Origin of the sequence: Clostridium sp. HBUAS56010 (assembly GCF_007115105.1) — a bacterium.
Taxonomy (GTDB): domain Bacteria; phylum Bacillota; class Clostridia; order Lachnospirales; family Lachnospiraceae; genus Lacrimispora.
The window spans coordinates 54078-77485 of record NZ_SULJ01000011.1 but is presented as its reverse complement, the minus strand read 5'-3'; the positions used below and the strand labels follow the sequence as shown (position 1 = coordinate 77485).

At 42.1% G+C, this 23408-nt stretch carries 23 protein-coding genes; 21 read left to right on the top strand and 2 right to left on the bottom strand.

The window, feature by feature from the left end; genetic code table 11:
* The first annotated feature begins 116 nt into the window (after positions 1-116).
* Positions 117-908 carry an AAC(3) family N-acetyltransferase gene (locus FAY33_RS15460; RefSeq protein WP_143322134.1) on the top strand — a complete coding sequence of 264 codons (792 nt, stop codon included), beginning with the start codon at positions 117-119 and terminating at the stop codon, positions 906-908.
* 242 nt (positions 909-1150) lie between these two features.
* On the opposite strand, the gene FAY33_RS15455 is transcribed toward FAY33_RS15460, so the two are convergent.
* On the bottom strand, positions 1151-2041 hold the full coding sequence (locus FAY33_RS15455) for a LysR family transcriptional regulator (RefSeq protein ID WP_143322133.1): 891 nt from the start codon (positions 2039-2041) through the stop codon (positions 1151-1153).
* Positions 2042-2244: 203 nt separating this feature from the next.
* Between FAY33_RS15455 and FAY33_RS15450 the strand changes: the two genes are divergently transcribed.
* The 20 genes from FAY33_RS15450 to brnQ all read left to right on the top strand — a co-directional run bounded on the left by FAY33_RS15450 (position 2245) and on the right by brnQ (position 21488).
* On the top strand, positions 2245-2706 hold the full coding sequence (locus FAY33_RS15450) for a RidA family protein (RefSeq protein WP_143322132.1): 462 nt from the start codon (positions 2245-2247) through the stop codon (positions 2704-2706).
* A 34-nt stretch (positions 2707-2740) separates the two neighbouring features.
* Complete coding sequence (locus tag FAY33_RS15445) at positions 2741-3715, top strand: aminopeptidase (RefSeq protein ID WP_143322131.1); 975 nt, start codon at positions 2741-2743, stop codon at positions 3713-3715.
* Between the two features lie 105 nt (positions 3716-3820).
* Positions 3821-4831 carry a TRAP transporter substrate-binding protein DctP gene (gene dctP / locus FAY33_RS15440; protein WP_243126785.1) on the top strand — a complete coding sequence of 337 codons (1011 nt, stop codon included), beginning with the start codon at positions 3821-3823 and terminating at the stop codon, positions 4829-4831.
* A gap of 3 nt (positions 4832-4834) precedes the next feature.
* Entirely contained in the window at positions 4835-5329 is a 495-nt protein-coding gene (locus tag FAY33_RS15435) for a TRAP transporter small permease (protein ID WP_143322130.1), read from the top strand.
* 4 nt (positions 5330-5333) lie between these two features.
* Entirely contained in the window at positions 5334-6638 is a 1305-nt protein-coding gene (locus tag FAY33_RS15430) for a TRAP transporter large permease (RefSeq protein ID WP_143322129.1), read from the top strand.
* Positions 6639-6826: 188 nt separating this feature from the next.
* Positions 6827-8161: an electron transport complex subunit RsxC gene (gene rsxC, locus FAY33_RS15425; RefSeq protein WP_143322128.1), complete on the top strand. Its 1335-nt coding sequence runs from the start codon at positions 6827-6829 to the stop codon at positions 8159-8161.
* A complete protein-coding gene (locus tag FAY33_RS15420; RefSeq protein ID WP_143322127.1) occupies positions 8158-9087 on the top strand; it encodes an RnfABCDGE type electron transport complex subunit D in 930 nt (309 codons plus the stop codon). The genes rsxC and FAY33_RS15420 overlap by 4 nt, the downstream gene beginning before the upstream one ends.
* Positions 9084-9710 carry an RnfABCDGE type electron transport complex subunit G gene (locus tag FAY33_RS15415; RefSeq protein WP_143322126.1) on the top strand — a complete coding sequence of 209 codons (627 nt, stop codon included), beginning with the start codon at positions 9084-9086 and terminating at the stop codon, positions 9708-9710. The genes FAY33_RS15420 and FAY33_RS15415 overlap by 4 nt, the downstream gene beginning before the upstream one ends.
* Complete coding sequence (locus tag FAY33_RS15410; RefSeq protein WP_143322197.1) at positions 9710-10441, top strand: electron transport complex subunit E; 732 nt, start codon at positions 9710-9712, stop codon at positions 10439-10441. Before FAY33_RS15415 ends, FAY33_RS15410 begins: the two co-directional genes overlap by 1 nt.
* 12 nt (positions 10442-10453) lie before the next feature.
* Positions 10454-11032: an electron transport complex subunit RsxA gene (gene rsxA, locus FAY33_RS15405; RefSeq protein ID WP_143322125.1), complete on the top strand. Its 579-nt coding sequence runs from the start codon at positions 10454-10456 to the stop codon at positions 11030-11032.
* Between the two features lie 15 nt (positions 11033-11047).
* The gene (locus tag FAY33_RS15400; protein ID WP_143322124.1) at positions 11048-11836 is read left to right on the top strand and encodes an RnfABCDGE type electron transport complex subunit B; all 789 of its coding nucleotides are present in this window, start codon (positions 11048-11050) and stop codon (positions 11834-11836) included.
* A gap of 174 nt (positions 11837-12010) precedes the next feature.
* Positions 12011-12196 (top strand): hypothetical protein, encoded by a 186-nt coding sequence (locus FAY33_RS15395; protein ID WP_143322123.1) that lies wholly within the window; start codon positions 12011-12013, stop codon positions 12194-12196.
* A gap of 234 nt (positions 12197-12430) precedes the next feature.
* Positions 12431-13066, top strand: coding sequence for a hypothetical protein (locus tag FAY33_RS15390; protein WP_143322122.1), 636 nt, complete (start codon positions 12431-12433; stop codon positions 13064-13066).
* A gap of 423 nt (positions 13067-13489) precedes the next feature.
* Positions 13490-13993, top strand: a complete 504-nt coding sequence (locus tag FAY33_RS15380) for a QueT transporter family protein (protein ID WP_143322121.1) — start codon at positions 13490-13492, stop codon at positions 13991-13993.
* A 185-nt stretch (positions 13994-14178) separates the two neighbouring features.
* Positions 14179-14970: a hypothetical protein gene (locus FAY33_RS15375; protein WP_143322120.1), complete on the top strand. Its 792-nt coding sequence runs from the start codon at positions 14179-14181 to the stop codon at positions 14968-14970.
* A 196-nt stretch (positions 14971-15166) separates the two neighbouring features.
* Complete coding sequence (murC, locus tag FAY33_RS15370) at positions 15167-16546, top strand: UDP-N-acetylmuramate--L-alanine ligase (protein ID WP_143322195.1); 1380 nt, start codon at positions 15167-15169, stop codon at positions 16544-16546.
* 262 nt (positions 16547-16808) lie between these two features.
* The gene (locus tag FAY33_RS15365; RefSeq protein WP_143322119.1) at positions 16809-17870 is read left to right on the top strand and encodes a DnaD domain protein; all 1062 of its coding nucleotides are present in this window, start codon (positions 16809-16811) and stop codon (positions 17868-17870) included.
* Between the two features lie 36 nt (positions 17871-17906).
* Positions 17907-18902: an ATP-binding protein gene (locus FAY33_RS15360; protein WP_143322118.1), complete on the top strand. Its 996-nt coding sequence runs from the start codon at positions 17907-17909 to the stop codon at positions 18900-18902.
* A gap of 72 nt (positions 18903-18974) precedes the next feature.
* Positions 18975-20153: a ribose-phosphate pyrophosphokinase gene (locus tag FAY33_RS15355; protein ID WP_143322117.1), complete on the top strand. Its 1179-nt coding sequence runs from the start codon at positions 18975-18977 to the stop codon at positions 20151-20153.
* A 12-nt stretch (positions 20154-20165) separates the two neighbouring features.
* Positions 20166-21488: a branched-chain amino acid transport system II carrier protein gene (gene brnQ, locus FAY33_RS15350; RefSeq protein ID WP_143322116.1), complete on the top strand. Its 1323-nt coding sequence runs from the start codon at positions 20166-20168 to the stop codon at positions 21486-21488.
* 55 nt (positions 21489-21543) lie between these two features.
* Here the strand turns inward: brnQ and FAY33_RS15345 are convergent, their stop codons facing one another.
* Positions 21544-23406, bottom strand: a complete 1863-nt coding sequence (locus FAY33_RS15345; protein WP_143322115.1) for an AAA family ATPase — start codon at positions 23404-23406, stop codon at positions 21544-21546.
* Between the last annotated feature and the right edge of the window lie 2 nt (positions 23407-23408).

The window sequence follows — 23408 nt, the reverse complement described above, 5'->3', positions numbered from 1 at the left end:
GGAGCTAATTTGGCTATAATGGGGGGAATATCATAAGAATCTGCAAACCAGGGCATGTCATGAACCGGCATTTTCATACACACCTGGATAAAGGATGAAAAAGAAAGGTTGTTATTATGTATACGAAACAGAATCTCTGGCAGGATATGAAAACCATGGGAATTGTACCTGATGATACGTTGCTGATCCATTCGTCCATGAAATCCATTGGGCAGGTAGCAGGAGGCGCTGAAACGGTATTGGATGCTTTTATGGAATATCTCACAGACGGTCTGCTCATTCTGCCGACTCATACATGGGCAACAATGTCAGCGGACCATAACATTTATGATCCGGCAAAGGAACCGGCTTGTGTTGGGATTCTGCCCAACCTGTTTTTGAAAAGAAAGGGAGTGGTAAGATCTCTTCATCCGACCCATAGTGTGGCGGCATTTGGGAAGGCTTGTGAAACGTTTGTCAAAGGGGAGGAAACCTGTTCTACTCCATGCGAACCAGGGGGAAGTTATGACCGTTTGAGAGAGCTGAATGCAAAGATTCTGCTTCTTGGGGTTGGGCATGAGAGAAATACCTTTATCCATTGCGTAGAGGAGCTGTTAAATGTACCTGAGCGCTTCACCAAGGACCCGGTCCATTTTGAGATTGTCATGCCTGACGGGACACGAAAGCCTTCTTATGTGCATCGACACTACAATCCTCTTACAGATCATATATCAGAAGCTTACACAAAACTGGAGCAGGCTTTTTACGATAGAAATGCTGCGAAAAAGGTTTCATTTGGTGATGCGTCCTGCATCCTTTGTGATGCCAACAAAGTGTATGAGGTTACAAAAGAAATTTTGTCAAATCAGATCAACTGTCTCATGGAACTGGATGAGATTCCTGTAAAATGGTGGAAGAAGGAGCAATAACCTATAATTTCAAAGTTTTGCTCCATCAACAGACACATTCAGATTCTCTTCTTCTAGTGGGTAATACAATGGGAATTTAATTCCGGCTTTTTCATACACAAGCTTTTCAGATCCCAGGTATTTGATTTATATAGTAGTTTTACCGGACAGACCGTTCTTTGACGGATCTGTCCTTTTGTATTTTTTTTCAAGATCGTGACTTCCTCTGAATGTTTCTGATCTCAATAAGACATTTCTTTTTCTCACTGACAAAATTCCTTGATAAAATCATAAAAAAGTTTTACACAGTTTGGCATGGGGCGATTGTTGGCGGTTGCAAGATAGATATTTCTAGATGCATCCGGATGATTCAGTTTGATTTTTTTTATATTATATCGATCAAGCAGTTCCAGGTCAGGTACAATTGCAATGCAATGATCAATATCAGTGGAGATCAGTCCGGCAATCGTAATTTCCTCATTAAGGTAACTTTGCGTCTGAGGATGATCTCTGCAGCCATCAAATAGTTTATCAATTACATTCTGGATTTCTCCCACAGCCTCCGAGTATTTTATTAAAGGATAAGGTATTAATTGTTCCATTTCTACTGAATCATAAACAGCCAGGGGATGCTGATCGGATACGATACAGATCAGTTCCTGCTTTAAAACAGGTAAAAATGTAATTTTAGGTTCATTAGAAATATAAGCGCAGAGACTGATATCAATGTTTCCGCTTTTCAGTTCGTTAATACTATCCTGTGTATTGTATTGTTTCAAATTAATCGCAATATTTTTGTATTCGGAATGGTGATTAAAACTTTTAATTAATTGGGGAACGAACTGATAACCTAAAACAAATAAAAAACTCAGATCAATATAGCCGGCATCATTATATGCAAATTGCTTTAACAGCCGGTCGCCGTTTTCAATTTCTTTAAACCCTTTTGATATATAGGAGTATAACATTTTTCCGTACTTACTTAGCTTTACATTGCGTCCGTCTTTTTCAAAAAGCTTAACCCCATATTCTTTTTCCAGTGAAGCAATTGCATGACTGAGACTTGGCTGGGTTATGCAGAGATATTCCGCAGCCTTTGTATAATGCTGAAAACTGGCTAATACAGAAAAGTAATAAAGATTATTAAAATTCAAGTCTTCCCTCCTGACATTGCTGTTTTGACTATTATATCAAAAAATACAAGAAAAATAAAATTAAAATAGAAGTATTTTTAATATATTATTGAATCTCAACTCTGATCTATAGACAATATCAATAAATATAGGGCAAATTTCACATTAGTTTTTGAAAATGATGTATGGTACTCTAAGGATAGATAAGAAAGGAGACCATCAGAATGAATTACGAGGAAAAGTTGAAAAACGCCGGATTTACGCTTGCAGGGAAAAAGGCACTCCATGCACGCCCCTTTGAAAGTGCTGTTCGTACAGGGCAATTGGTTTTTGTCTCAGGACATGCGGCAAGAGTGAATGGAGAGCTGATTCATAAAGGAATTGTAGGAGGAGAGGTCAGCCTGGAACAGGCACAGGAAGCAGCCAAAGCAGCATTTATAAATTGTCTGAAGGCAGTTAAGGATTTAACCGGTGATTTAGATGAAATTGTCAGGATTGTAAATATCAAAGGGTATGTGGCAAGTACCCCTGAATTTAAGGATCAGCCCCTTGTTATAAATTCCGTTTCAGACCTTGTAAATCAGGTGTTTGAGGAGGCTGGAAAACATAGCCGTGTAGCAGTTGGGGCAGCTTCACTTCCTGGAGGAACATCGGTAGAAGTGGAACTTATTGTAGAAGTAAAATAAAAAATCAGAAATATATAAAAAAAGGAGAATCTTCATGAAAGAAATGTCAAAAGAAATGCCATTGGGAGTAAAGCAATTATTAACCACCGTTACCCATTTAAAAGAAGGCGAAAAGGTTCTTGTTATAACCGATGATAATAAGAGAGAGATCGGAGAAATGGTTTACAAATATGCAAAAGACTACTTTGAAACAACAATGGTAGTAATGCCTCCCACTGCCGGACATGGCGCGGAACCGACAGAGGCAATTGCAATAGCGATGAAAAATGTAGACGTTGCATTTGGCTGCACCACCATGTCATTGATGCACAGCAAGGCACGCATCGAGGCGTGTAAGGCAGGCAGACTCCGTTGGGTCGGAGTGCAGGATTACACACTTGATATGTTTGAAACAGGAGGCTTGACGGCTGATTTTGATGAAGTAGCAAGAGTAATCAACCGGGTAGCTGAAAAATTCCATGGAGAGACCTTTACCCTCACTTCAGAAGGAGGAACCAATTTAGTCTGCAGCGTAAAGGGACGCAATGTGGTGATTGATTACGGAACATCAATCCATCCGGGTTCTGCTTCATTTCCGCCCAATGCTGAGGTTGCTTTAGGACCGGTGGAAGGAAGCGCCAATGGAGTTATAGTCATTGATGGAAGTATTCCTCACCCTCAGCTGAATCTGATTGAAGAACCCATTTATCTGGATGTAAAAGATGGAATGATCGTAGCCATTCGCGGAGGAAGAGAAGCAGATGTTCTGCGTAAAATATTAGAGGATTATCATGATTCTTCCGTATATAATGTGGGGGAACTTGGGCTTGGGCTTAATGAAAAAAATGTTCTTTGCGGTCATATGGCACCAGATGAAGGCTCCTTTGGAAATCTTCACATTGGAATCGGAAAGAATTTAATGTTTGGGGGCCATACCGATTCCCCATTACATATGGATCTTGTAATGAAAAAGATCACTTGTGACATTGATGGACTTGTAATCATGAAGGACGGAGAACTTCTGGTATAGGAAACCAATCTTATTTGAGCCTGGGCAGTTCGCTCAGGCTTTGATTAAAGTTACAGGTGTAAAGCTTTTATGCGGAGTTTATTAAGCTTTCAGAGGGGTATTAACATGAAAAAAACATGGGTAATGGTATTGGGGTTGTTTATGATTATTTTCCTTAATGGCTGTTCAAAAACTGTGTCTGGCCAGGCAGAAAGCCAAAAACGTATTATAAGTGTTGCAACGGTCCAGCCGGAGGGTCATCCAATCAGCTTTGGCTTACGGGCTATGAAGGATTACATAGTGGAGCAGATGGGTGATTCTGTTGAGGTGAAGATTTATTATAACGGAATTATGGGAGGAAACAGTGAAGCGCTGGAACTTCTTCAGATGGGGACGTTAGACCTGGTTGCTACAAGTGGAAGTAATTTAGAATCCTTTGATGACAGCTATAAAATCTTTGGGCTGCCTTATTTGTTTCGTGATGAGGAAAGTTTCCGGAAATGTATGAACGATGAGGTATTTAAAAATCTGATTTATAACTGCACTGCTGATAAAGGAATCCGGGGAGTTGCGTGGTTTGCCAATGGAGTCAACAACATATACGCTTCAAAACCAATTCATACACCGGAGGATATTAAAGGGCTTAAAGTAAGAATTCAATCCAGTGAGGCCAATGTGAAATTTGTTCAGAAATTTGGTGCGGCAGCAGTTGTTATGGTATATGGAGAAGTATACACAGCAATGCAAAACCACGTAATTGATGCGGCAATGAATCCGGAGATGGCGCTGATCAGCATGAAACATGGGGAAGTTGCCAAATATTACAGCCGTACGGAACATCAGATTTTTACAGATATGCTGGTGGGTAATACGGGATTTCTCGATTCCCTGTCAGAAAAAGAAAAAAAGGTTTTATATGAATCTTTTCAAGTTGCTACAAACGTCGAATGCGAAGAATGGGATAAGCAGATTACTGACTGTATTGCAGAGGCAGAAAAAATAGGAGTTGAATTTATTGAAGTGGATAAGACTCCGTTCGAAAATGTACAAAAAACGGTGCGGGAGGAATTGCTTGCTGCAACTCCGGTACTACAGCCACTTTATGACAGACTGCAGGAAATACAGGAGGGAAAATAGGGTATGCGCACAATTTTAATACTAAAAGCATGGTTAAATAAAATTTTAAGCGGTACGGTAGCGTTACTATTTGCCTTTATGTCGTTTTTGGCAATCTATCAGGTATTTATGCGTTATGTCATGAAAAATCCATCTACCATGTCAGAAGATATCCTTAGTTATTCTTTTGTATGGATTTCTTTACTTGCAACAGCCCTGGTATTTGGGGAACGTGAGCACATGAATCTTACGTTCTTTCTGGATAAGTTTTCACCAATTATAAAGGTATTGCTGTCGATACTGTCTGAACTTCTGGTAATGGCTACCGCATTCGTGGTCTTGCTTGTAGGAGGAATGAGTTTTTTAGGAGTTGGGGCAATCCAGGTATCACCAACGTTGGGGATCACCATGGATGTGGTTTATCTCATATTGCCTTTCAGCGGCATACTGATTATTTTGTTCAACTTAATTAATATTGCAGAGCTTATTGCAGCTTACAGAGCAAAGGAGGATAGATAAGGCCATGGGAACAGCCGCAGCAAGTATTTTAATCTTTTCAATTCTTGTGATCCTGTTGTTAGCAGGAGTACCGATTGGTATATCGTTATGCGTTGCGTCTTTGACCGTTATCGTCCAGTCCTTGGGCTTTAGCGGAGCAGCTCCGGCTGCCGCATTAAAAATGTTTCAGGGAATCAATATTTTTACCTTACTGGCAATTCCGTTTTTCATACTTGCAGGAAATATTATGAATAAGGGTGGAATTGCCATACGTCTGATTAATTTTGCAACGGCTTTGACCGGGAAAATTCCCGGTTCGCTGGCACACACCAATATTGTGGCAAATATGCTGTTTGGTGCCATTTCCGGTTCAGGAACAGCAGCAGCGTCTGCCATGGGCTCTATCATTGGTCCGATAGAGAAAGAAGAAGGATATAATGAAGATTTTTCGGCTGCTGTGAATGTGGCAACTGCACCTACCGGGTTACTGATTCCGCCTAGTACGGGTCTGATCACATATGGCCTTGCCAGTGGGGGAACTTCCATTGCAGCATTGTTCCTCGGGGGATATATTCCCGGCATTTTGTGGGGGCTTAGCTGTATGGTAATTACATATGCATATGCAAAGAAACAGAATCTTGTAAGCAAAAAAGAGATTACTTTAAAAAAATTTCTCAATTATACCCTGGAAGCCATTCCAAGTCTTTTGTTAATTATTATTGTAATCGGCGGAATCTGTGCCGGAATATTTACTGCAACAGAAGCATCTGCGGTGGCGGTTCTTTACAGTCTGATTTTATCGGTATTCTTTTACAAAACGATTAACATAAAAGATATTTACACCATTTTGGTCAACAGTGCTAAAATGTCAGGTATCATCATGTTTCTGGTAGGCTCCTCTAATATTATGGCATGGGTAATGTCGTTTACAGGCATTCCGGATGCGATTGCAAGCGTTGTGCTGTCTGTATCAGATAATCGGATTATTATATTAATTGCCATTAATTTACTGCTGCTTTTCGTAGGGACCTTTATGGATCTTACCCCTGCAATCTTAGTTTTTACACCTATTTTATTACCTATCTGCCAGCAGTTAGGTATGTCACCGCTTCATTTCGGAATAATGATTGTCTTTAACCTTTCCATCGGATGTATCACTCCTCCGGTAGGAAACATACTGTTTGTGGGAATAAAGATAGCCGGAAGAAAGCTGGAACATGTGATGCCTATCTTGTTAAGATTTTATGCGGCTATTTTCGTCATACTGATGTTGGTGACGTTTGTTCCGGGGCTGTCAACCTTCATACCTGGTCTGGCTGGTTATAAGTGAGATTTTTGCTGGGCCTAACAATTATGGAAGTAAAACTAGAACTGGTCAGGACATTTCCTGATCAGTTTTTGTAAGAGTTATATAATATTTCAGGATATTTTCCAGACCCAATTGATTCGATCTGTTGCGGGAGGAAGGTCTGGGCATTGCAAAAGAAGTAAGGGGTTACAGATAAGGAGGTCAATAAAATGGGTTTGGCTACATTTAAAGGCGGTATCCATCCCTATGATGGAAAAGAACTGTCGGAAGATAAATCAATCATGGTGGTGCATCCAAAGGGAGAGATGGTTTTCCCCTTATCCCAGCATATCGGTGCACCGGCAAAATCTTTGGTAACAGCAGGGGAACAGGTGCTGGTCGGTCAGAAGATTGGGGAGGCGGATGGCCTTATTTCTGCCTGTGTGATTAGTTCTGTTTCGGGGAAAGTGAAAGCGATTGAATCAAGAAGGGTTGCAAATGGAACCTTAATTCCTTCTGTGATCGTTGAAAATGATGGTATGTATCATGTGGCAGACGGCTATGGCAAAGGACGTGATTATAAAACCCTGTCAAAGGAAGAAATCAGGACCATGATAAAGGAAGCAGGAATCGTAGGTCTTGGAGGCGCCGGCTTTCCCAGCCATGTAAAGCTGGCGCCCAAGGATGAATCTAAAATTAATACGGTCATTGTAAACGGTGCGGAGTGCGAGCCGTATTTGACTTCCGATTACCGTCTTATGCTGGAAGAACCGGAAAGCATCATCAAAGGACTCAATATCATTCTTCATCTGTTTGAACGGGCGAGAGGAGTCATCGCCATTGAAAGCAATAAGCCGGAAGCTGTTAAGCGGCTGACAGCGCTTGTAAAGGATGAACCAAGAATCACGGTCTGTCCCTTACAGACAAAATATCCACAGGGCGGTGAGCGGACCCTGATTTACGCAGTTACAGGAAGAAAGATTAATTCCTCCATGCTTCCTGCAGATGCAGGCTGTATCGTAGATAATGTGGATACGGTGATTTCTATTTATAATGCAGTTGCAAAGGGAATTCCATTAATCCGCCGTATCATTACGGTGACAGGGGACGCGGTAAAAAATCCTGGAAATTTCCATGTAAGGACTGGAACCAGTTATAGGGAACTTATAGAAGCCTGCGGTGGTTTTCGCATCGAACCCCAAAAGATGGTCTCCGGTGGACCTATGATGGGGCATTCCCTGTTTGATATAAATATTCCAGTAACAAAAGTTTCTTCTTCCCTGACCTGCCTGACAAAGGATGAGGCAGTAAAGCAGGTATCTGACGCCTGCATCCGGTGCGGAAGATGTGTAAATGTGTGTCCTGGAAATATTGTTCCTGTGATGCTAATGGAGACTGCAAAGCGTTTTGATCTGGAACAGTTTGTAAAATTAAACGGCATGGAATGCTGTGAATGTGGTTGCTGCGGCTATATCTGTCCGGCTGAAATCCCTCTTACCCAGGCATTTAAAGAGATGCGCAGACAAGTGGCGGCAAGCAGGCAGAATGCAAGGAGGAAACCATGAGTGATTTGCTGAACGTATCGTCATCACCTCATATAAGAAGCCGGGTTACAACCAGAAATCTTATGCTGGATGTTGCCATTGCCATGCTTCCGGCGGCAGGGTATGGAATATATCATTTTGGAATAAAGGCGGCACTGGTTTTGCTGGTCAGTGTTTTGGCCTGTGTTCTCAGTGAATATGTATTTGAAACTCTGATGAAAAAGCCCATCACAGTAAGTGATGGAAGCGCACTGGTGACAGGAATGATTCTGGGCCTTAACATGCCTCCTGCCATTCCATTATGGATCCCCTTTTTAGGAGGTGTATTTGCTATCATTGTGGTAAAGCAGCTCTACGGAGGTCTTGGCCAGAACTTCATGAATCCTGCGCTGGCAGCAAGATGCTTTCTGATGATTTCCTTTGCGGGAAAAATGACGGATTTTACATATCGTGATGTAGTGGCAGGGGCGACGCCTCTTGCCGCACTTAAAGCGGAACAAAACGTTAATATTACGGCCATGTTTATAGGAAGGATTTCAGGAACCATTGGAGAGGTGTCTGTCATAGCACTGCTCCTGGGTGCGGTTTATCTTTTGTTTAAAAAGGTGATTTCCATTGAAATTCCGGGGGCTTATATTCTTACTGTTGCAGTTTTTGTCTTTGTGTTTGGACATCAGAATATTCCGTATGTGCTGGCGCATTTATGCGGTGGCGGTCTTATTTTTGGGGCATTTTTTATGGCTACGGATTATGCGACTACCCCTGTTACTCCAAGAGGGAAAATCCTTTTTGGCATTCTGCTGGGAGTGCTGACGGGCCTGTTTCGTTTATTTGGCAGCACTGCGGAAGGTGTTTCCTATGCGATTATCATTGGCAATATTCTGGTACCTTTGATTGAAAAGGTTTCTCTTCCTGCAGCATTTGGAAAGGAGGGGAAGGTGAGATGAAAAAGGCTGGGTATATGAAAGATGCAATGGTTTTATGTCTAATCACTCTGGTATCTGGTTTTCTGCTGGGCAGCGGTTATGAGGTTACCAAGAGGCCCATTGAACGGGCGACCCAATCGGCAAACCTGGCGGCGTATCAAAAGGTATTTCCTGAAGCGACGGATTTTATGACGAATAATGAAATGATAGCTTCTGTGGAGGCATGTAATGAAGAACTGCTTTTACAGAAATTAGGAAAGGTGGCTGTGGAAGACGCTCTTTTGGCTATGGATGAAGGCGGGACTGTCCTGGGATATGTGGTCATTTCACATTCTGACGACAGCTATGCAGGCCGCCTGAAAATTTCTGTAGGGATCAAAAAGGACGGAACTATAAATGGCATTGAATTTCTGGAAATCAGCGAGACACCCGGACTGGGGTTAAAGGCCAGGGAACCGGATTTTAAGAATCAGTACGCTGGGAAGAAGGAGGAAGCCTTTATAGTTACAAAATCCGGAAATGCCGTTGAAGGGGAAATCCATGCCATCAGCGGTGCTACCATTACATCAGGCGCGGTAACGAATGCGGTCAATGCTGCATTGTATTACGTCCATCACAGTATAGACCGGCAGGAGGAGAAATGATGAACAACAAATGTATGGAACGTTTATTTAACGGGATTGTAAAGGAAAATCCCACATTCATCCTGATGCTTGGCATGTGCCCGACTCTGGCTGTTACCACATCGGCGGTAAATGGTGCAGGCATGGGGCTTTCCACCACCGTGGTGCTGCTGTTTTCTAATATGCTGATATCAGTTCTCCGTAAAATCATTCCCGACAGGGTGAGAATCCCAGCTTATATTGTTGTGGTTGCGACACTGGTTACCATTGTGCAGCTGTTTTTGCAGGCTTATGTCCCCGGCCTGTATGCTGCACTGGGAATTTACATTCCTCTAATTGTAGTAAACTGTATTATCTTAGGAAGGGCAGAATCCTATGCGTCTAAAAATGGTGTTTTAGAATCCACATTTGATGGCATCGGAATGGGGCTGGGCTTTACCATTGCCCTTACCTGCATAGGCCTTGTACGGGAGTTGTTAGGCTCGGGAGCTGTATTCGGAAAGGCCGTCATACCAGAGGATTTTCATATTGCTATTTTTGTTCTGGCCCCCGGTGCGTTCTTTGTATTGGCTGTTTTGACCGCTCTTCAAAATAAGTTTAAGGCACCTTCTGCGACCAATGGCCCGGTTTTAAAGTCTGAATTGACCTGCAAAGGGAACTGTACTGCCTGTAGCTTTAAGAAAAAAACCAAGACGGAATCCGCAAAGGAACCGGCTAGTGCAGGTGATACGGTTTCTGGAAAAGAGAAATAGGAGGATGGATTGATGAAAGAATTGTTATTGATTGCCATTGGTTCAGCCCTGGTCAACAATGTGGTGCTCAGCCAGTTTCTCGGTCTTTGTCCGTTCCTTGGGGTATCCAGGAAAGTAAAGACCTCCGCCGGCATGGGCGTGGCTGTTATTTTCGTCATTACCATTGCGGCTTTTGTTACCAGTGTAATTTACAGGGGGATCCTGATGGAACTTCACCTGGAGTTTTTGCAGACAATCGTTTTCATTCTGGTCATTGCAGCCCTGGTCCAGTTTGTAGAAATGTTTTTAAAGAAGTCCATGCCTTCACTTTATGAAGCATTGGGAGTGTACCTTCCTCTAATTACAACCAATTGCGCAGTTCTGGGTGTAGCTTTAGCCAACGTTCAGAAAGGGTATGGTATTCTGGAAAGTGTTATTAACGGTGTGGGTATTTCCGTAGGCTTTACCATTGCCATCATTATGCTGGCAGGTGTCCGTGAGAGAATTGAGTACAATGACGTTCCTTTGTCTTTTAAGGGATCTCCCATTGTCCTGATTACCTCGGGCCTTATGGCAATCGCATTTTTTGGATTTTCCGGATTAATCAAATAAGGGGGAGACGAAAGCATGGTAACAGGTATTGTATTAGCGACGGCAGTAGTGGGAGCCATTGGTATTTTCACCGGTGTGTTCTTAGGGCTTGCCAGCGAAAGATTTAAGGTGGTTGAAGATGAAAGGGAGCTTCTTGTTCGAAACCAGCTTCCGGGTAATAACTGCGGTGGCTGTGGATACGCGGGCTGTGACGCTTTGGCTAAGGCCATTGTATCGGGTCAGGCAGCGGTTTTTGCCTGCCCGGTGGGCGGTGCCCTGGTGGCAGAGGCAATTGGAACGATCATGGGCGTTAAGGCCGGTTCCCTGGATAAGAAAACTGCCTTTGTAAAATGTAAGGGAACCTGTCATAAGACAAACCTTCAGTATCATTATTACGGAATTGAGGACTGCCGGATGCTTTCCGTTGTTCCCGGCTCTGGGGAAAAGTCCTGTGTTTATGGCTGTAAGGGCTATGGTTCCTGCGTGAAAGTCTGTGAATTTGACGCCATCCATGTGATTGACGGGATAGCAGTGGTGGATAAGGAGAAATGTGTGGCATGCGGCAAATGCATGTTAGCCTGTCCAAACAATCTGATTGATCTGGTCCCCTATAAGGCGAAGCACCTGGTTGCATGTAATTCTAATGATAAGGGAAAGACAGTAAAAGCAAAGTGTGAAGTTGGCTGTATCGCATGTATGCTGTGTACAAAGCAGTGCGAATATGATGCCATTCACATGGACAATAACGTAGCGGTAATCGATTACGGAAGATGCACGAGTTGTGGAAAATGTGCGGAAAAATGTCCGGTAAAAGTGATCCTGTAAATAAAAAGCGAGTTCTACTATAAGGCACAACTGACATATCTACATTGCTATTAATTCATGGGGAGTTTGTGGAGGAGGCGGCATAAAAAGTACTTCCCCCAATTGTTATGACTGCTGCATTGTATTCTGTTATGTGCTTGTGTTATAATGCGTTTACAAGGAAGGCGTGATGACATGTTAATAAATGATGCCTTGAAAATGTTATATAAAGAGTGCCAGAAAATGGAGCCGGGAAGTCAACACTATATGACATTTCCAAGATTCCAGCATATGCCCGGAATAAACACGGCTGGAATTCTTAAGATGTTTGGGGAGTGGCTTCCATACATATGGGTGGAGGGTTCTGTCCTTCCATCATAAGGTGGGAGGTGGAGCGGATGAATTTTGATTTCAAAGGAGATTTCATAAAAACAGGCCGGTGTGTTTGAGACCTTTCACACCTAAACAAAACTTAATCCAGGTGTATTTTCTATCAGTTTATAGAGAGTTATTTCCTCCCTTTTCAGGGCAGGGGATGACTCTTATTTTTTATCGAAGTTTGCTCTGGTTTATACAGAGGTTTTTGGAAAGCGGGATTTATATGATTCTGTTGACTTGTTTGGAGGTTCTGATCCGGCTCAATATAAGGAATTAAAGGAAATCTTTGATCTTTACCAGAGAATAGGAGGTTATCCCTCCGTAATTAATATATATTTAGAGCATAAAGGCTTTGAACTATGTGATGTGGAACTGCGGCGTTTGTTGGAGATTTTTACCAATGAATCTAAACAGTATTTTGATGATGTAATGGAGACAAATACATTTGAAAAATTGTTCCATGGGATTGCAGTTACTCTGAAAAAAGAAAAAGAGGGTATAAGAGACCTGGTTGAGGATTTAAGCAAGATCGTGTATAAGGAAGAAAGTGGAAGATTTACGAAAAAGATGATCAACCATGCAATCGGTTGGCTTCGGGCTACCCACATAATTGCTTATGCAAGCAAAAGCATAGATTGTGATTATTTAAACATTAAAGAGAATGCCAGATTTTATTTTCTGGATATAGGAATTGCACATTATTTTATTGCCAGAGCTGGTGCTGATGAGGCAACCATAAAAGGAATTTTGGCTGAAAACTTTGTTTATTTTTCCTTGCTTAGACATATCTCAAAAGATATTGCGGGAAACCGTGGTTTGCGTGGTATGAAAAAACAAAGGGTGATACTTATGGGGGTGTGGCAGGAAAGATAGAAAAAAAACATGTATAAATTTGGGCAATTTTAATAAATTATTATTTAGAGTATCGTTAAGTTTAGAACGAACATATTTTTCTTGATTGATACTTAGACGGTTGTTTTTACCAGACAAAAAAATTGTAACTGTCTGATAAAAAGAACGGTCAATTATGTTTTAAGTTTATGGGGGCAGTAAATAAAAGGGGATTGCGAAAGCAAATGCGTAGTGTTATACTGTATAAGTCAAAATAAGCAGTGCAAAGCGGTAAATATCCATATTTTTCAGAAACTGTACAAAAACTGTACATAAGTTACCGTAACAAAGCTTTTTTGAATCACCAAGGTTGCAAAATTCCTTGTAAAACCAAGGGATTTTACAAAAAAAGAAAGTGTGTTCGAAACCTTCCACACTTAAAACAAAACTAAAGGAGAAGTCAATATGAATTTTAAATCCTCAGGAAGAACCTACTTTATGGTTTTTTCCGCAGCCATTGCAGCCATCTACACTGTGCTGACCTTAATCTTTGCACCAATCAGTTTCGGTCCAATCCAGTTCCGGATTTCAGAAATCCTTTGTATCCTTCCCTTTTTTACACCCGCAGCAATCCCAGGTTTATTTATCGGCTGTCTGTTGTCTAATTTCCTGGCTGGAGCGGCAACGCTTGATGTGATATTTGGCAGTCTCGCCACTTTAATTGGAGCCATTGGTTCCTATCAGCTTCGGAAAAAACAGTGGCTGGTATGCCTTCCACCAATTATTGCCAATACCATTGTGGTTCCATGGGTACTCCGGTTCGCCTACGGTTCACAGGACCTTATCTGGTATGCCATGATTACTGTTGGAATAGGAGAGATTCTGGCAATTGGTATTTTGGGTAATGTATTGCTTGGTGTTTTAAAACGCTACAGGCATACGATTTTTGGACCGTTTTTATCAGAATAGATCATTCTTATTGATAGAAAGCCCCTGGTTGTCTGACATGACCAGGGGCTTTCTATTATCCATTTATAGATAAACTGGTATAGTTACAGTGAAAAAATAATATTTTATAAAGTATAAAACATGTAACCAGAATGTAACCATCTATGTTTATAATTAGAATATTACATGAGGACAGGGATGGAAAGATGGCAGTTGGAAGATTAAGTGGAGTCAATGAGACAGACAGGTATTTGACAATAGCAGTAGATTCTTATGAGAACTGGAATATTAAGGGCGTGATCTTTCAAAGCGGCAGTTCCCTTGGGGTTCCATTTAACAGTTTTACAGAAATGATGATTTATATGGACCGGATTTTTGATGCGATAGAAGGTCCGAGGCAGACTTTTGAGACACGCAGTCTGCCGGGAGCCAATCCTTTGGAATTTCCTATGCAGAGGATAAGGCGGGAGCGTCATACAGGAAATCTTAATACACTTTATATTTATCTCAGGTTTCGTTACCATGCAAGCTGGCAGGGAAACATATTTTGGAATCATGGATTGTGCAAAGAAGCATTTGAAAGTGAACTGCAGTTTATTCTGCTGTCGGATGCTATTTTAAAGGGAAATAAACGAGAAGTGAACCGGGCTGCCCTTGCTTTAAATAACCCTGCGTGTTCCTATAATGAACAGTGGAAGCCCAGCGAGAGTTATATGGATATTGATATGGGGCAGGAATCCCCACCCGTATTTGGCATCTGTCTTGATAAACTGGTATGCACCGAGGCAGGTCCGTTGCTGCAGGCAGTTGGAAGAAATGCCTCATTTTCCGTAAAAGTGATGTTTCGGGAACACTTTACCTGGCAGGGGATTCTATACTGGCGTGAAGCAAGGGTACAGCAGCAGTTTCGTAGTTTTAAAGAAATGCTGTGCATGATTTCCGGTGTTCTGGAGGCTATGTTAGTCTCTGGGAGAGTTCTGGAAGCGGACGGTTTCTGATAATCATGTCATAAAAAGCACTTTACAGGTCATAAAATCTGTAAGGTGCCTTTTTTTGATTGGGATTCTACAGTAGATTTTCTGTATGCTTTCTTATATAATAGAAGAGAAAGCAGTTGACTTTCGAAGAAAAAAGCAGTAAAAGTAAGTGAAAGTATTAAGAAATGCCGAATACAAAATTAAGGATGGAAAAGACATGTATCAGATTGATTTTAATAAACCACAGGCAATTCATTTTATTGGAATAGGTGGAATCAGCATGAGCGGGCTGGCAGAGATTCTGATTGATGAAGGATTTACGGTAACTGGATCGGACGCTCATGAATCAGATCTAACCCGCCATTTAGAAGCAAAGGGTGCAAAGGTGGCATACGGACAAAGACCGGAGAATATAACAGAAGGAATTGATGTGGTGGTTTATACAGCAGCCGTACATCCGGATAATCCAGAGTTTGCAAGAGCCAGCGAGGTGGGACTTCCCATTTTAAGCAGAGCAGAACTTCTGGGACAGATGATGAAGAATTACGCAAATGCCATTGCTATCTCAGGAACTCATGGAAAGACTACAACCACATCCATGATTACTGAAATTTTATTATCTGCGGACACAGACCCGACTATCTCCGTAGGAGGAATATTAAACTCCATCAACGGGAATATAAGGGTGGGAGGACCAGATCTTTTCGTAACGGAAGCATGTGAATATACCAACAGCTTCTTATCCTTTTTCCCAACTACAGCAGTGATACTAAATATAGAAGCAGATCATCTGGATTTCTTTAAAGATATAAAAGATATCAGGAATTCCTTCCGCCTTTTTGCACAAAAGGTTCCAGAGAATGGATTATTAGTTATGAATCAGGATATTGACCACATGGAAGAGATCATTGAAGAACTTCCCTGTAAGGTGGTCACCTTCGGAAAAAGCCACAAAAGCAGGTATCAGGCGGAGAACATCCGGTTCGATGATCTTGCCAGGGCAACATATGATTTAAAGATTGATGAAGTTATGGTAGATACGGTTGTTTTAGGCGTTCCGGGAGAACACAATGTGTATAATTCTCTGGCGGCAATTGCTCTTTGCTCCGAACTGGGAATTACCCTTGAGATGGTAAAAAAAGGATTAAAACGGTTTACCGGAACAAACAGACGGTTTGAAAAAAAGGGAGAGATAGCAGGCGTTACAATCATTGATGATTATGCACACCATCCACAGGAGATAAAAGCCACCTTGGAGACTGCCAAACATTATCCACATAAAAAACTCTGGGTTGTTTTTCAGCCCCATACTTATACCAGAACAAAAGCCTTTCTGGATGACTTTGCGCAGGCATTGTCACTGGCTGACGAAGTGGTGCTGGCAGATATTTACGCTGCACGGGAAACCGACAATCTGGGGATCAGTTCCAGGGATATTGTGGAAAGAATCGAGAAAAATGGGGTAAAAGCTCATTACATCCCTTCTTTTGAAGCGATTGAAACATTTATTTTAAATAATTGTATACACGGTGATTTGTTGATAACTATGGGAGCTGGAGACATTGTAAAAGTGGGAGAAACTCTGTTGGGATTGTAGTTATCCACATTATCCACATAGTTTTCAACATTTTATGTTAAGAAACTATGTGGATTTTTTGATTTACATAATTTGAAGTCTCACAATTTGGAAAATGTCGGTTTTATCAGCAAATCGACATGATAGGAAGAGGAAATCCGTATTATGTATACCTGATTTCCACATTATCCACAATTTCCACAATTTATTTGGTGGATAACTGCCCCTATTTTCTTTTCTCCGTACCTGTGTTATGATAAGAACATGATAAAAAGGTGAGGTTATGGCAGTGAATGTGAAGAGTAGTTTAAGGGTCCGTGCAACGGTGATATCCAACGATTTCATAGATGAATATATGGCTCAGGCCAACGGAGAATACATCAAAGAGTACTTGTTCCTTCTGCGTCATGAAGGAGAAGACGTAACGGTATCCATGATCGCAGATGCACTGAACCATACAGAGGCGGATGTGATGCGTGCGCTGAATTATTGGAAAAAGGCGGGAGTACTTGCTGAGGAAGCTGTGAAGAAATCTGAGGCTTCTCCGGCAGTTTCTGAGACCGCCTGTTCCGGAAGCGTGGCGGCGGCACCTTCTGTTCTGAAAAAGACGGAGACACCGGCGGAGCGTCCCGCTTATACCCCGGAGAAGATCAGCGGACTTGCAGGAGATGAGGATTTTTCCCAGCTCCTTTATATTGCCCAGAAATATATGAATAAGGTTTTTACACAGAGAGAGTGTGAAGTCTTTGCCTATCTTTATGATGGGCTTCATATGCCGGCAGAACTTCTTGAGTATCTGGTTGAATACTGTGTACAGGCGGGTCACAAAAGCATTCGCTATATTGAGACAGTTGCCATTAACTGGCATGAGAAGGGCTTTAAGACTGTTGAAGAAGCCAAGGGGAATGCCGTTTCTTTTACTAAGGACTATTATGCAGTTATGAGAGCTTTTGGATTAAGTGACAGGAATCCTGGTGATATGGAACGGGGATTTTTAGAGCGATGGTTTTCTTCTTATGGTTTCACCAGGGAGATCGTGATTGAAGCATGCAACCGAACTTTGTCAGCAACCAACAAACCCAGTTTCCAGTATGCAGATAAGATCCTGGAAGGCTGGAAGAAGGCGGGAGTCCGTACGATGACAGAGGTTAAGAAGCAGGACGAGCTGTATGCAGACCGTTCAAAGAGCGGAGAATTCAAAAATGGAAAGAAGCCGGGAACAGAGGGAGGATATAAGCAGTCCCAGTCCTTTAAGGGAAAGAGCAGCCAGAATCAGTTTCAGAACTTTCCTCAGAGGGAGATTGATTACGATGCCCTGATTCTTGAAGAACTAACCAAACAGTAATCGTGTTACAGATCGAAAGATAGAACGGAGGTTATTATGGCACTGAGCAATTCACAGTACGATGCCATCATGAGGGCTTACGGGCAGCAGCAGTTTAAGAACCGTCATGAACAGGAGGAGCGGGTTGCACAGGTATACCAAAAGGTTCCGGTCATAAAAGAGCTGGATCAGTCCATCAGTTCAAGAGCTGTTGCCTGTGCCCGCAGACTTTTAGAAGGGGATAAGGGAGCGTTGAATGAACTGCGGGAAGAGATTGCAGACTTAAGAGAACAAAAGGGGGTGCTCTTAAGGTCTGCAGGTTTTGCCCCGGATTATATGGAGATGCGGTACCGGTGTGGGGACTGTAAGGATACAGGATATTCAGACGGAGTTAAATGTCACTGTTTCCGCCAATCCGAGATGCGTTACCTCTATGCCCAGTCAAACATTGAACAGATCGTGACAGTGGAGAATTTTAATACATTTTCCACAGAATATTTTGACGACACCAGGGTGATTCCCCAGTTAAACCGTACCGTTAAGCAATACATGGCACAAGTGGCGGAGACCTGCAGGAATTTTACCAGAGAGTTTTCCACAGAAGGCGGGAACCTGCTCTTTACAGGTCCGACAGGAGTTGGAAAGACATTTTTGACAAACTGTATTGCAAAAGAGCTGATTGACCAGTACTATTCGGTCATCTATTTATCCGCCAACGATCTGTTTGAAGTTTTTTCCAAGAACCGGTTCGATTATCAGGATGAAGAGGACATGAAAGGAATGTACCAGTACATTTTAGATTGTGATCTTCTGATCATTGATGATCTTGGAACAGAGCTGAATAACAGCTTTACATCATCAGAGCTTTTTTACTGCATCAATGAACGGCTTAATTCCCGAAAGTCAACCATTATATCCACCAATCATCCCATCAATGAATTGCGGGACCGGTATACAGAACGGGTAACATCAAGGCTGATCAGCCACTATACGATCATCCCGATTTATGGAGACGATATCCGCATAAGAAAGAAAGCGAAAAGAACCGATTAACTTGACTAATTCTGTACATAATGTTATAAAATAAATGTTACTTTGTATTTAGATACGTTGGAGGAGAAAAGAATGCTTTACGAAGAGAAAACGATAGAGACCATTCCAGTTGGTCCCCTTGGCCTCATACCCTTAAAGAGCTGCAGGGAATTAGGCAGAAAGGTGAATGATTATCTGGTTGAATGGAGGCAGGAACGCGAGAGCGAGCATAAGTCTACCATTGCTTTTTCCGGTTATCAGAGAGATACCTATCTGGTGGGAGCCAGTACGCCAAGATTTGGAACTGGAGAAGCAAAAGGTACATTACAGGAATCCATTCGTGGAGATGACTTATATGTTATGGTTGATGTCTGCAACTACAGCCTGACCTATTCTTTGAGCGGTATGACAAACCATATGTCTCCAGATGATCATTTCCAGGATTTAAAGCGTGTAATCGCTGCAGCGGCAGGAAAAGCACGCAGGATCAACGTAATTATGCCTTTCTTATATGAAAGCAGACAGCATAAGAGATCCAGCAGAGAGTCCTTAGACTGTGCTCTTGCTCTTCAGGAACTGGTGAACATGGGAGTGGAGAATATCATTACATTTGATGCTCACGATCCCAGAGTACAGAATGCCATTCCATTAAAGGGATTTGAGACAGTACAACCCATCTATCAGTTCATCAAGCATCTGTTGAAGAATGAGAAAGAGCTGGAGATTGACAGCGATCATATGATGGTGATCAGTCCGGATGAAGGCGGTATGGGACGTGCTGTGTATTTTGCCAATGTGTTAGGTCTTGATATGGGTATGTTCTACAAACGCCGTGACTATACACAGATTGTAAATGGACGCAACCCGATTGTTGCCCATGAATTCCTGGGAAGCAGTGTGGAAGGCAAGGATGTAATTATTGTTGATGATATGATTTCTTCTGGTGAGAGCATGCTTGACGTTGCCAAAGAGTTGAAGAGAAGAAAGGCAAGAAAGGTATTTGTGTGTGCAACCTTTGGTCTGTTCACCAATGGCCTTGCCAAGTTTGATGAATATTATGAGAATGGTTTTATTGACCGGATTCTTACAACCAATCTTGTATATCAGACTCCGGATCTTCTTTCCAGACCTTATTACATTGATGTGGATATGAGCAAATATATTGCATTGATTATAGACAACTTGAATCATGATGCTTCTTTAAGTGATCTGTTGAATCCTACAACAAGAATTAACCGGGTACTGGAACGTTATCGTTCTGGTGACAGGTAATCTGGGGGACGAATGGAACGATTATCAAAGCGTAATCTGGTTTTAGTTGGTCTCACACTTTTCTCCATGTTTTTTGGGGCGGGAAATCTGATTTTTCCGCCCTTTTTAGGTTCACTGGCAGGAACACATACATGGATTGCCATGGCTGGCTTTGGATTAACTGCTATTGGTTTTCCCGTTCTTGGAGTAATTTCAGTCGCAAAGGCAGGAGGATTTTATCAATTGGCAGAGCGGGTTCATCCAAGGTTTGCCTTTGTTTTTACCTTGCTTAATTATCTCTCCATTGGTCCGTGTCTTGCCATTCCAAGAACAGCCAGTACATCCTTTGAGATGGCGGTGGTTCCGTTTCTTGGAAAAGGGGAATATCCGGCAGCTCCGTTTCTTTATTCCGCTGTATTTTTTGCAATTGCCTTTTTTATTTCATTAAATCCAGATCAGTTGACCAATCGGTTGGGTAAGATTTTAACCCCCTGTCTTCTTATTCTGATTGCTGTGATTTTTTGGGGAATTGTAATTTTTCCGCCGGGATCTTATGGCGTACCGGATGTCATATATACCGCTAATCCTTTGATGAAGGGATTTTTAGAGGGGTATATGACCATGGATACACTTGCCGCCCTCACGTTTGGAATCGTAATATCTCTTAATATCCAGGCGATCGGAGTGAGAAAAGAGTCGGTTGTGGTAGGCGAAACCATAAAGGCCGGTCTGATTGCGGGTGTGATTCTGCTTCTTGTATATGGAGCGTTGGCTCATGTTGGTGCTGCCACCGGGGGTGCCTTTGGTTCCTTAGAAAATGGGGCACAGACACTCAATCAGGCAGTGCGTTACCTGTATGGCAATGCCGGTCTGATGATTCTGGCGGCTATTTTCTTCATTGCCTGCTTAAATACCTGTATTGGGCTGATCAGTTGCTGCAGTAAGTATTTTTGCACGATTATTCCTCAAATTGGATATCGGGTATGGGCATTGATTTTTGCTCTTATAAGTTTCCTTATTTCCAATATTGGATTGACAAGAATATTAGAAATCTCAGTTCCGATTTTAAATGCTCTCTATCCCGTGGCAATCGTACTAATCCTTCTTTCCTTTGTATTCCACAACGGAAAGCGCTGGAGAGGAGTTTACTTTTGTACCATTAGTCTGACCGGGGCAGCCAGCGTGCTATTATCTCTGGAACAGGCAGGATTTGCATTGTTACATGGCACTCTTGCAAAGCTTCCCGCATATCCCATTGGATTGGGCTGGCTTGTTCCTGCTCTTTTTGGTTGTATAATCGGATTGCTTTTTGATATGATGAGAAGTAAAAAGACGGAAAGACATAGAACTGCATGACAAAAATAAAATATGCCCTGGCTGGATCAGAAGATCCCGTTGGGCATATTTTTTCTTATATTTCTACCAGGTGATAGGGAATCAGGTTAGCTGTCAGCATCTGTGCTTCCCTCTGATGGCAGGTGAATATAATTATTTGATCTGTATAGGTGCCAATCAGCCATTTTAAGGCGGTGCGCAGCCGGTCATCATCATAGAGAACAAAGCTGTCATCAAAGATTAAAGGCATACGTTCTCCGCCTTCCTGAATCAAGGTGGCGGCTGCAAGACGGAGTGCTAAATATACCTGGTCCATGGTTCCGCTGCTGACCTGCTCTAAGGGAACCAGTTTGGTTTTTGTATTTAAAAAGACATTTAAATTTTCATCCACACTCATACTGGTATAGATTCCTCCCGTAATGCCCGCAATTAAATCAGATGCCGTCCGGTTTAAATAAAGACCAAAGGAATCCCGGATAGAGGAGGAGAGATTGATCATAGTCTCCAGAGCCAGATCAATGGAGGTGATCTCTTCACGAATCCGGTCATTTTCCTCCAGGATATGTTTCAGCCCTTCCGCCTGAGTCTTACAATTAGAAAGGTGTTCTAACTTCTTTTCAAGCTCCCATTGGTTTTTCTGCTGTTTTTCAATGGATTCTCCACAGTCATCCTGCCTTTTTTGCAGTTCCTCAATTTCTTTTGCCTTTTGGCTGACAGCGGCTTCTGACTTTACAACAGCCGTACAAAGTCTGGTGAATTCTGTCATTCTGCTCTGAAATGCCCTTATTGCTTCTGTAGAAATCTCTGTATTGCCAAGGTGTCTGGAGAGAATTTCCTGGAGAATTTTAGCGCTCATCTCCATATCCTTTTGATTGTGCTTCAACCGGAGAAATAAAATCAGTCCGATCAAGTAAAAGATAATTGCTGCGCCCAAGATAATTCCCATAAGCAGGAACAGATCCAGACCGTAATAAGAGGTAAGGTAATTGGCTTCTCCCAGATAATACAAAAGCCCCATTCCACATAAAAGAAGAGTTGCAAGAATCAGGGAAAGGACGGAAAATACCTTTTGAGGTTTTTTTGTGCAGGCTTCTCTGGCTTCCATATACTCATCAAAGTTCTCCTGAGCCTTTAAGGAATAGGCATTAATGGAATCCTGGTCCGTAAACTGGTTACTGCTTAATACTTGTCTGCCTTTCGCAGCTTTCTTGATCAGTTCTTCCTTCTCCTGCTGTTGTTTTTCCAGAGTGCTTTTTACTTTTGTGCGAAGAGTATGAAACTCTGTAATCTGATTTTCATATTCCGGAGAGGAAATTTCCTTTTCTGTATTGCGGATTTCGCTTAATAACGAAGTATAGGTGCGTGCTGCTTCTGGGACCATCTGTGATTCCAGTTCCTTTTTCTGGGATTTTAATAATGCAGCAGCTTTTGTAACATTAAGGGCAAGATTTCCGCTATTGTTCAAATTGGCAATGTAATTTTTCAGTTCAGAAACCATGCCTTCGTCTGTTGCACTTTTTAACTGGCTTATACTGACGGTATTGATATAGGCAGTTTCACTGAGACCGCATAAAAGATCATCTAAAAAAGCTTTGGTCGGTTCAACTTCCCGTCCCGCTGTTTCATCTACAATCTTAAATTCCTTTTTATTCTTCTGAAAGGTCCGTTCAATCCGGTAAATGTGTTCTTTGTGTTCCAGACGAATCTGACCTTCATAGGTTTGGCTGTTCTCCCAAGGTTCATATTTGTGGTAAAGGTCGTTTCTGGAGACTCTTCCCCGCTGACGCTCGATGCCAAAAAGCATACCTCTGATAAATGTATGGATTGTGGATTTGCCAGCTTCATTTTTTCCATAGACAATGTTAAGACCATCCCCAAAGGTTAAATTCCTGCCATGGAATTTTCCAAAACCATTGATGTAAATATCCAGTATTTTCATGG

Bases quoted from the DNA above. Each gene is read 5' to 3' on its own strand.
- FAY33_RS15355 (WP_143322117.1), top strand. From the start codon at position 18,975: ATGCTTTACGAAGAGAAAACGATAGAGACCATTCCAGTTGGTCCCCTT.
- FAY33_RS15375 (WP_143322120.1), top strand. From the start codon at position 14,179: ATGGCAGTTGGAAGATTAAGTGGAGTCAATGAGACAGACAGGTATTTG.
- FAY33_RS15450 (WP_143322132.1), top strand. From the start codon at position 2,245: ATGAATTACGAGGAAAAGTTGAAAAACGCCGGATTTACGCTTGCAGGG.
- rsxC (WP_143322128.1), top strand. From the start codon at position 6,827: ATGGGTTTGGCTACATTTAAAGGCGGTATCCATCCCTATGATGGAAAA.
- FAY33_RS15395 (WP_143322123.1), top strand. From the start codon at position 12,011: ATGTTAATAAATGATGCCTTGAAAATGTTATATAAAGAGTGCCAGAAA.
- FAY33_RS15400 (WP_143322124.1), top strand. From the start codon at position 11,048: ATGGTAACAGGTATTGTATTAGCGACGGCAGTAGTGGGAGCCATTGGT.
- brnQ (WP_143322116.1), top strand. From the start codon at position 20,166: ATGGAACGATTATCAAAGCGTAATCTGGTTTTAGTTGGTCTCACACTT.
- FAY33_RS15460 (WP_143322134.1), top strand. From the start codon at position 117: ATGTATACGAAACAGAATCTCTGGCAGGATATGAAAACCATGGGAATT.
- FAY33_RS15365 (WP_143322119.1), top strand. From the start codon at position 16,809: ATGGCAGTGAATGTGAAGAGTAGTTTAAGGGTCCGTGCAACGGTGATA.
- FAY33_RS15435 (WP_143322130.1), top strand. From the start codon at position 4,835: ATGCGCACAATTTTAATACTAAAAGCATGGTTAAATAAAATTTTAAGC.
- murC (WP_143322195.1), top strand. From the start codon at position 15,167: ATGTATCAGATTGATTTTAATAAACCACAGGCAATTCATTTTATTGGA.
- FAY33_RS15380 (WP_143322121.1), top strand. From the start codon at position 13,490: ATGAATTTTAAATCCTCAGGAAGAACCTACTTTATGGTTTTTTCCGCA.
- FAY33_RS15445 (WP_143322131.1), top strand. From the start codon at position 2,741: ATGAAAGAAATGTCAAAAGAAATGCCATTGGGAGTAAAGCAATTATTA.
- dctP (WP_243126785.1), top strand. From the start codon at position 3,821: ATGAAAAAAACATGGGTAATGGTATTGGGGTTGTTTATGATTATTTTC.
- FAY33_RS15345 (WP_143322115.1), bottom strand. From the start codon at position 23,406: ATGAAAATACTGGATATTTACATCAATGGTTTTGGAAAATTCCATGGC.
- rsxA (WP_143322125.1), top strand. From the start codon at position 10,454: ATGAAAGAATTGTTATTGATTGCCATTGGTTCAGCCCTGGTCAACAAT.
- FAY33_RS15420 (WP_143322127.1), top strand. From the start codon at position 8,158: ATGAGTGATTTGCTGAACGTATCGTCATCACCTCATATAAGAAGCCGG.
- FAY33_RS15360 (WP_143322118.1), top strand. From the start codon at position 17,907: ATGGCACTGAGCAATTCACAGTACGATGCCATCATGAGGGCTTACGGG.
- FAY33_RS15410 (WP_143322197.1), top strand. From the start codon at position 9,710: ATGAACAACAAATGTATGGAACGTTTATTTAACGGGATTGTAAAGGAA.
- FAY33_RS15415 (WP_143322126.1), top strand. From the start codon at position 9,084: ATGAAAAAGGCTGGGTATATGAAAGATGCAATGGTTTTATGTCTAATC.
- FAY33_RS15430 (WP_143322129.1), top strand. From the start codon at position 5,334: ATGGGAACAGCCGCAGCAAGTATTTTAATCTTTTCAATTCTTGTGATC.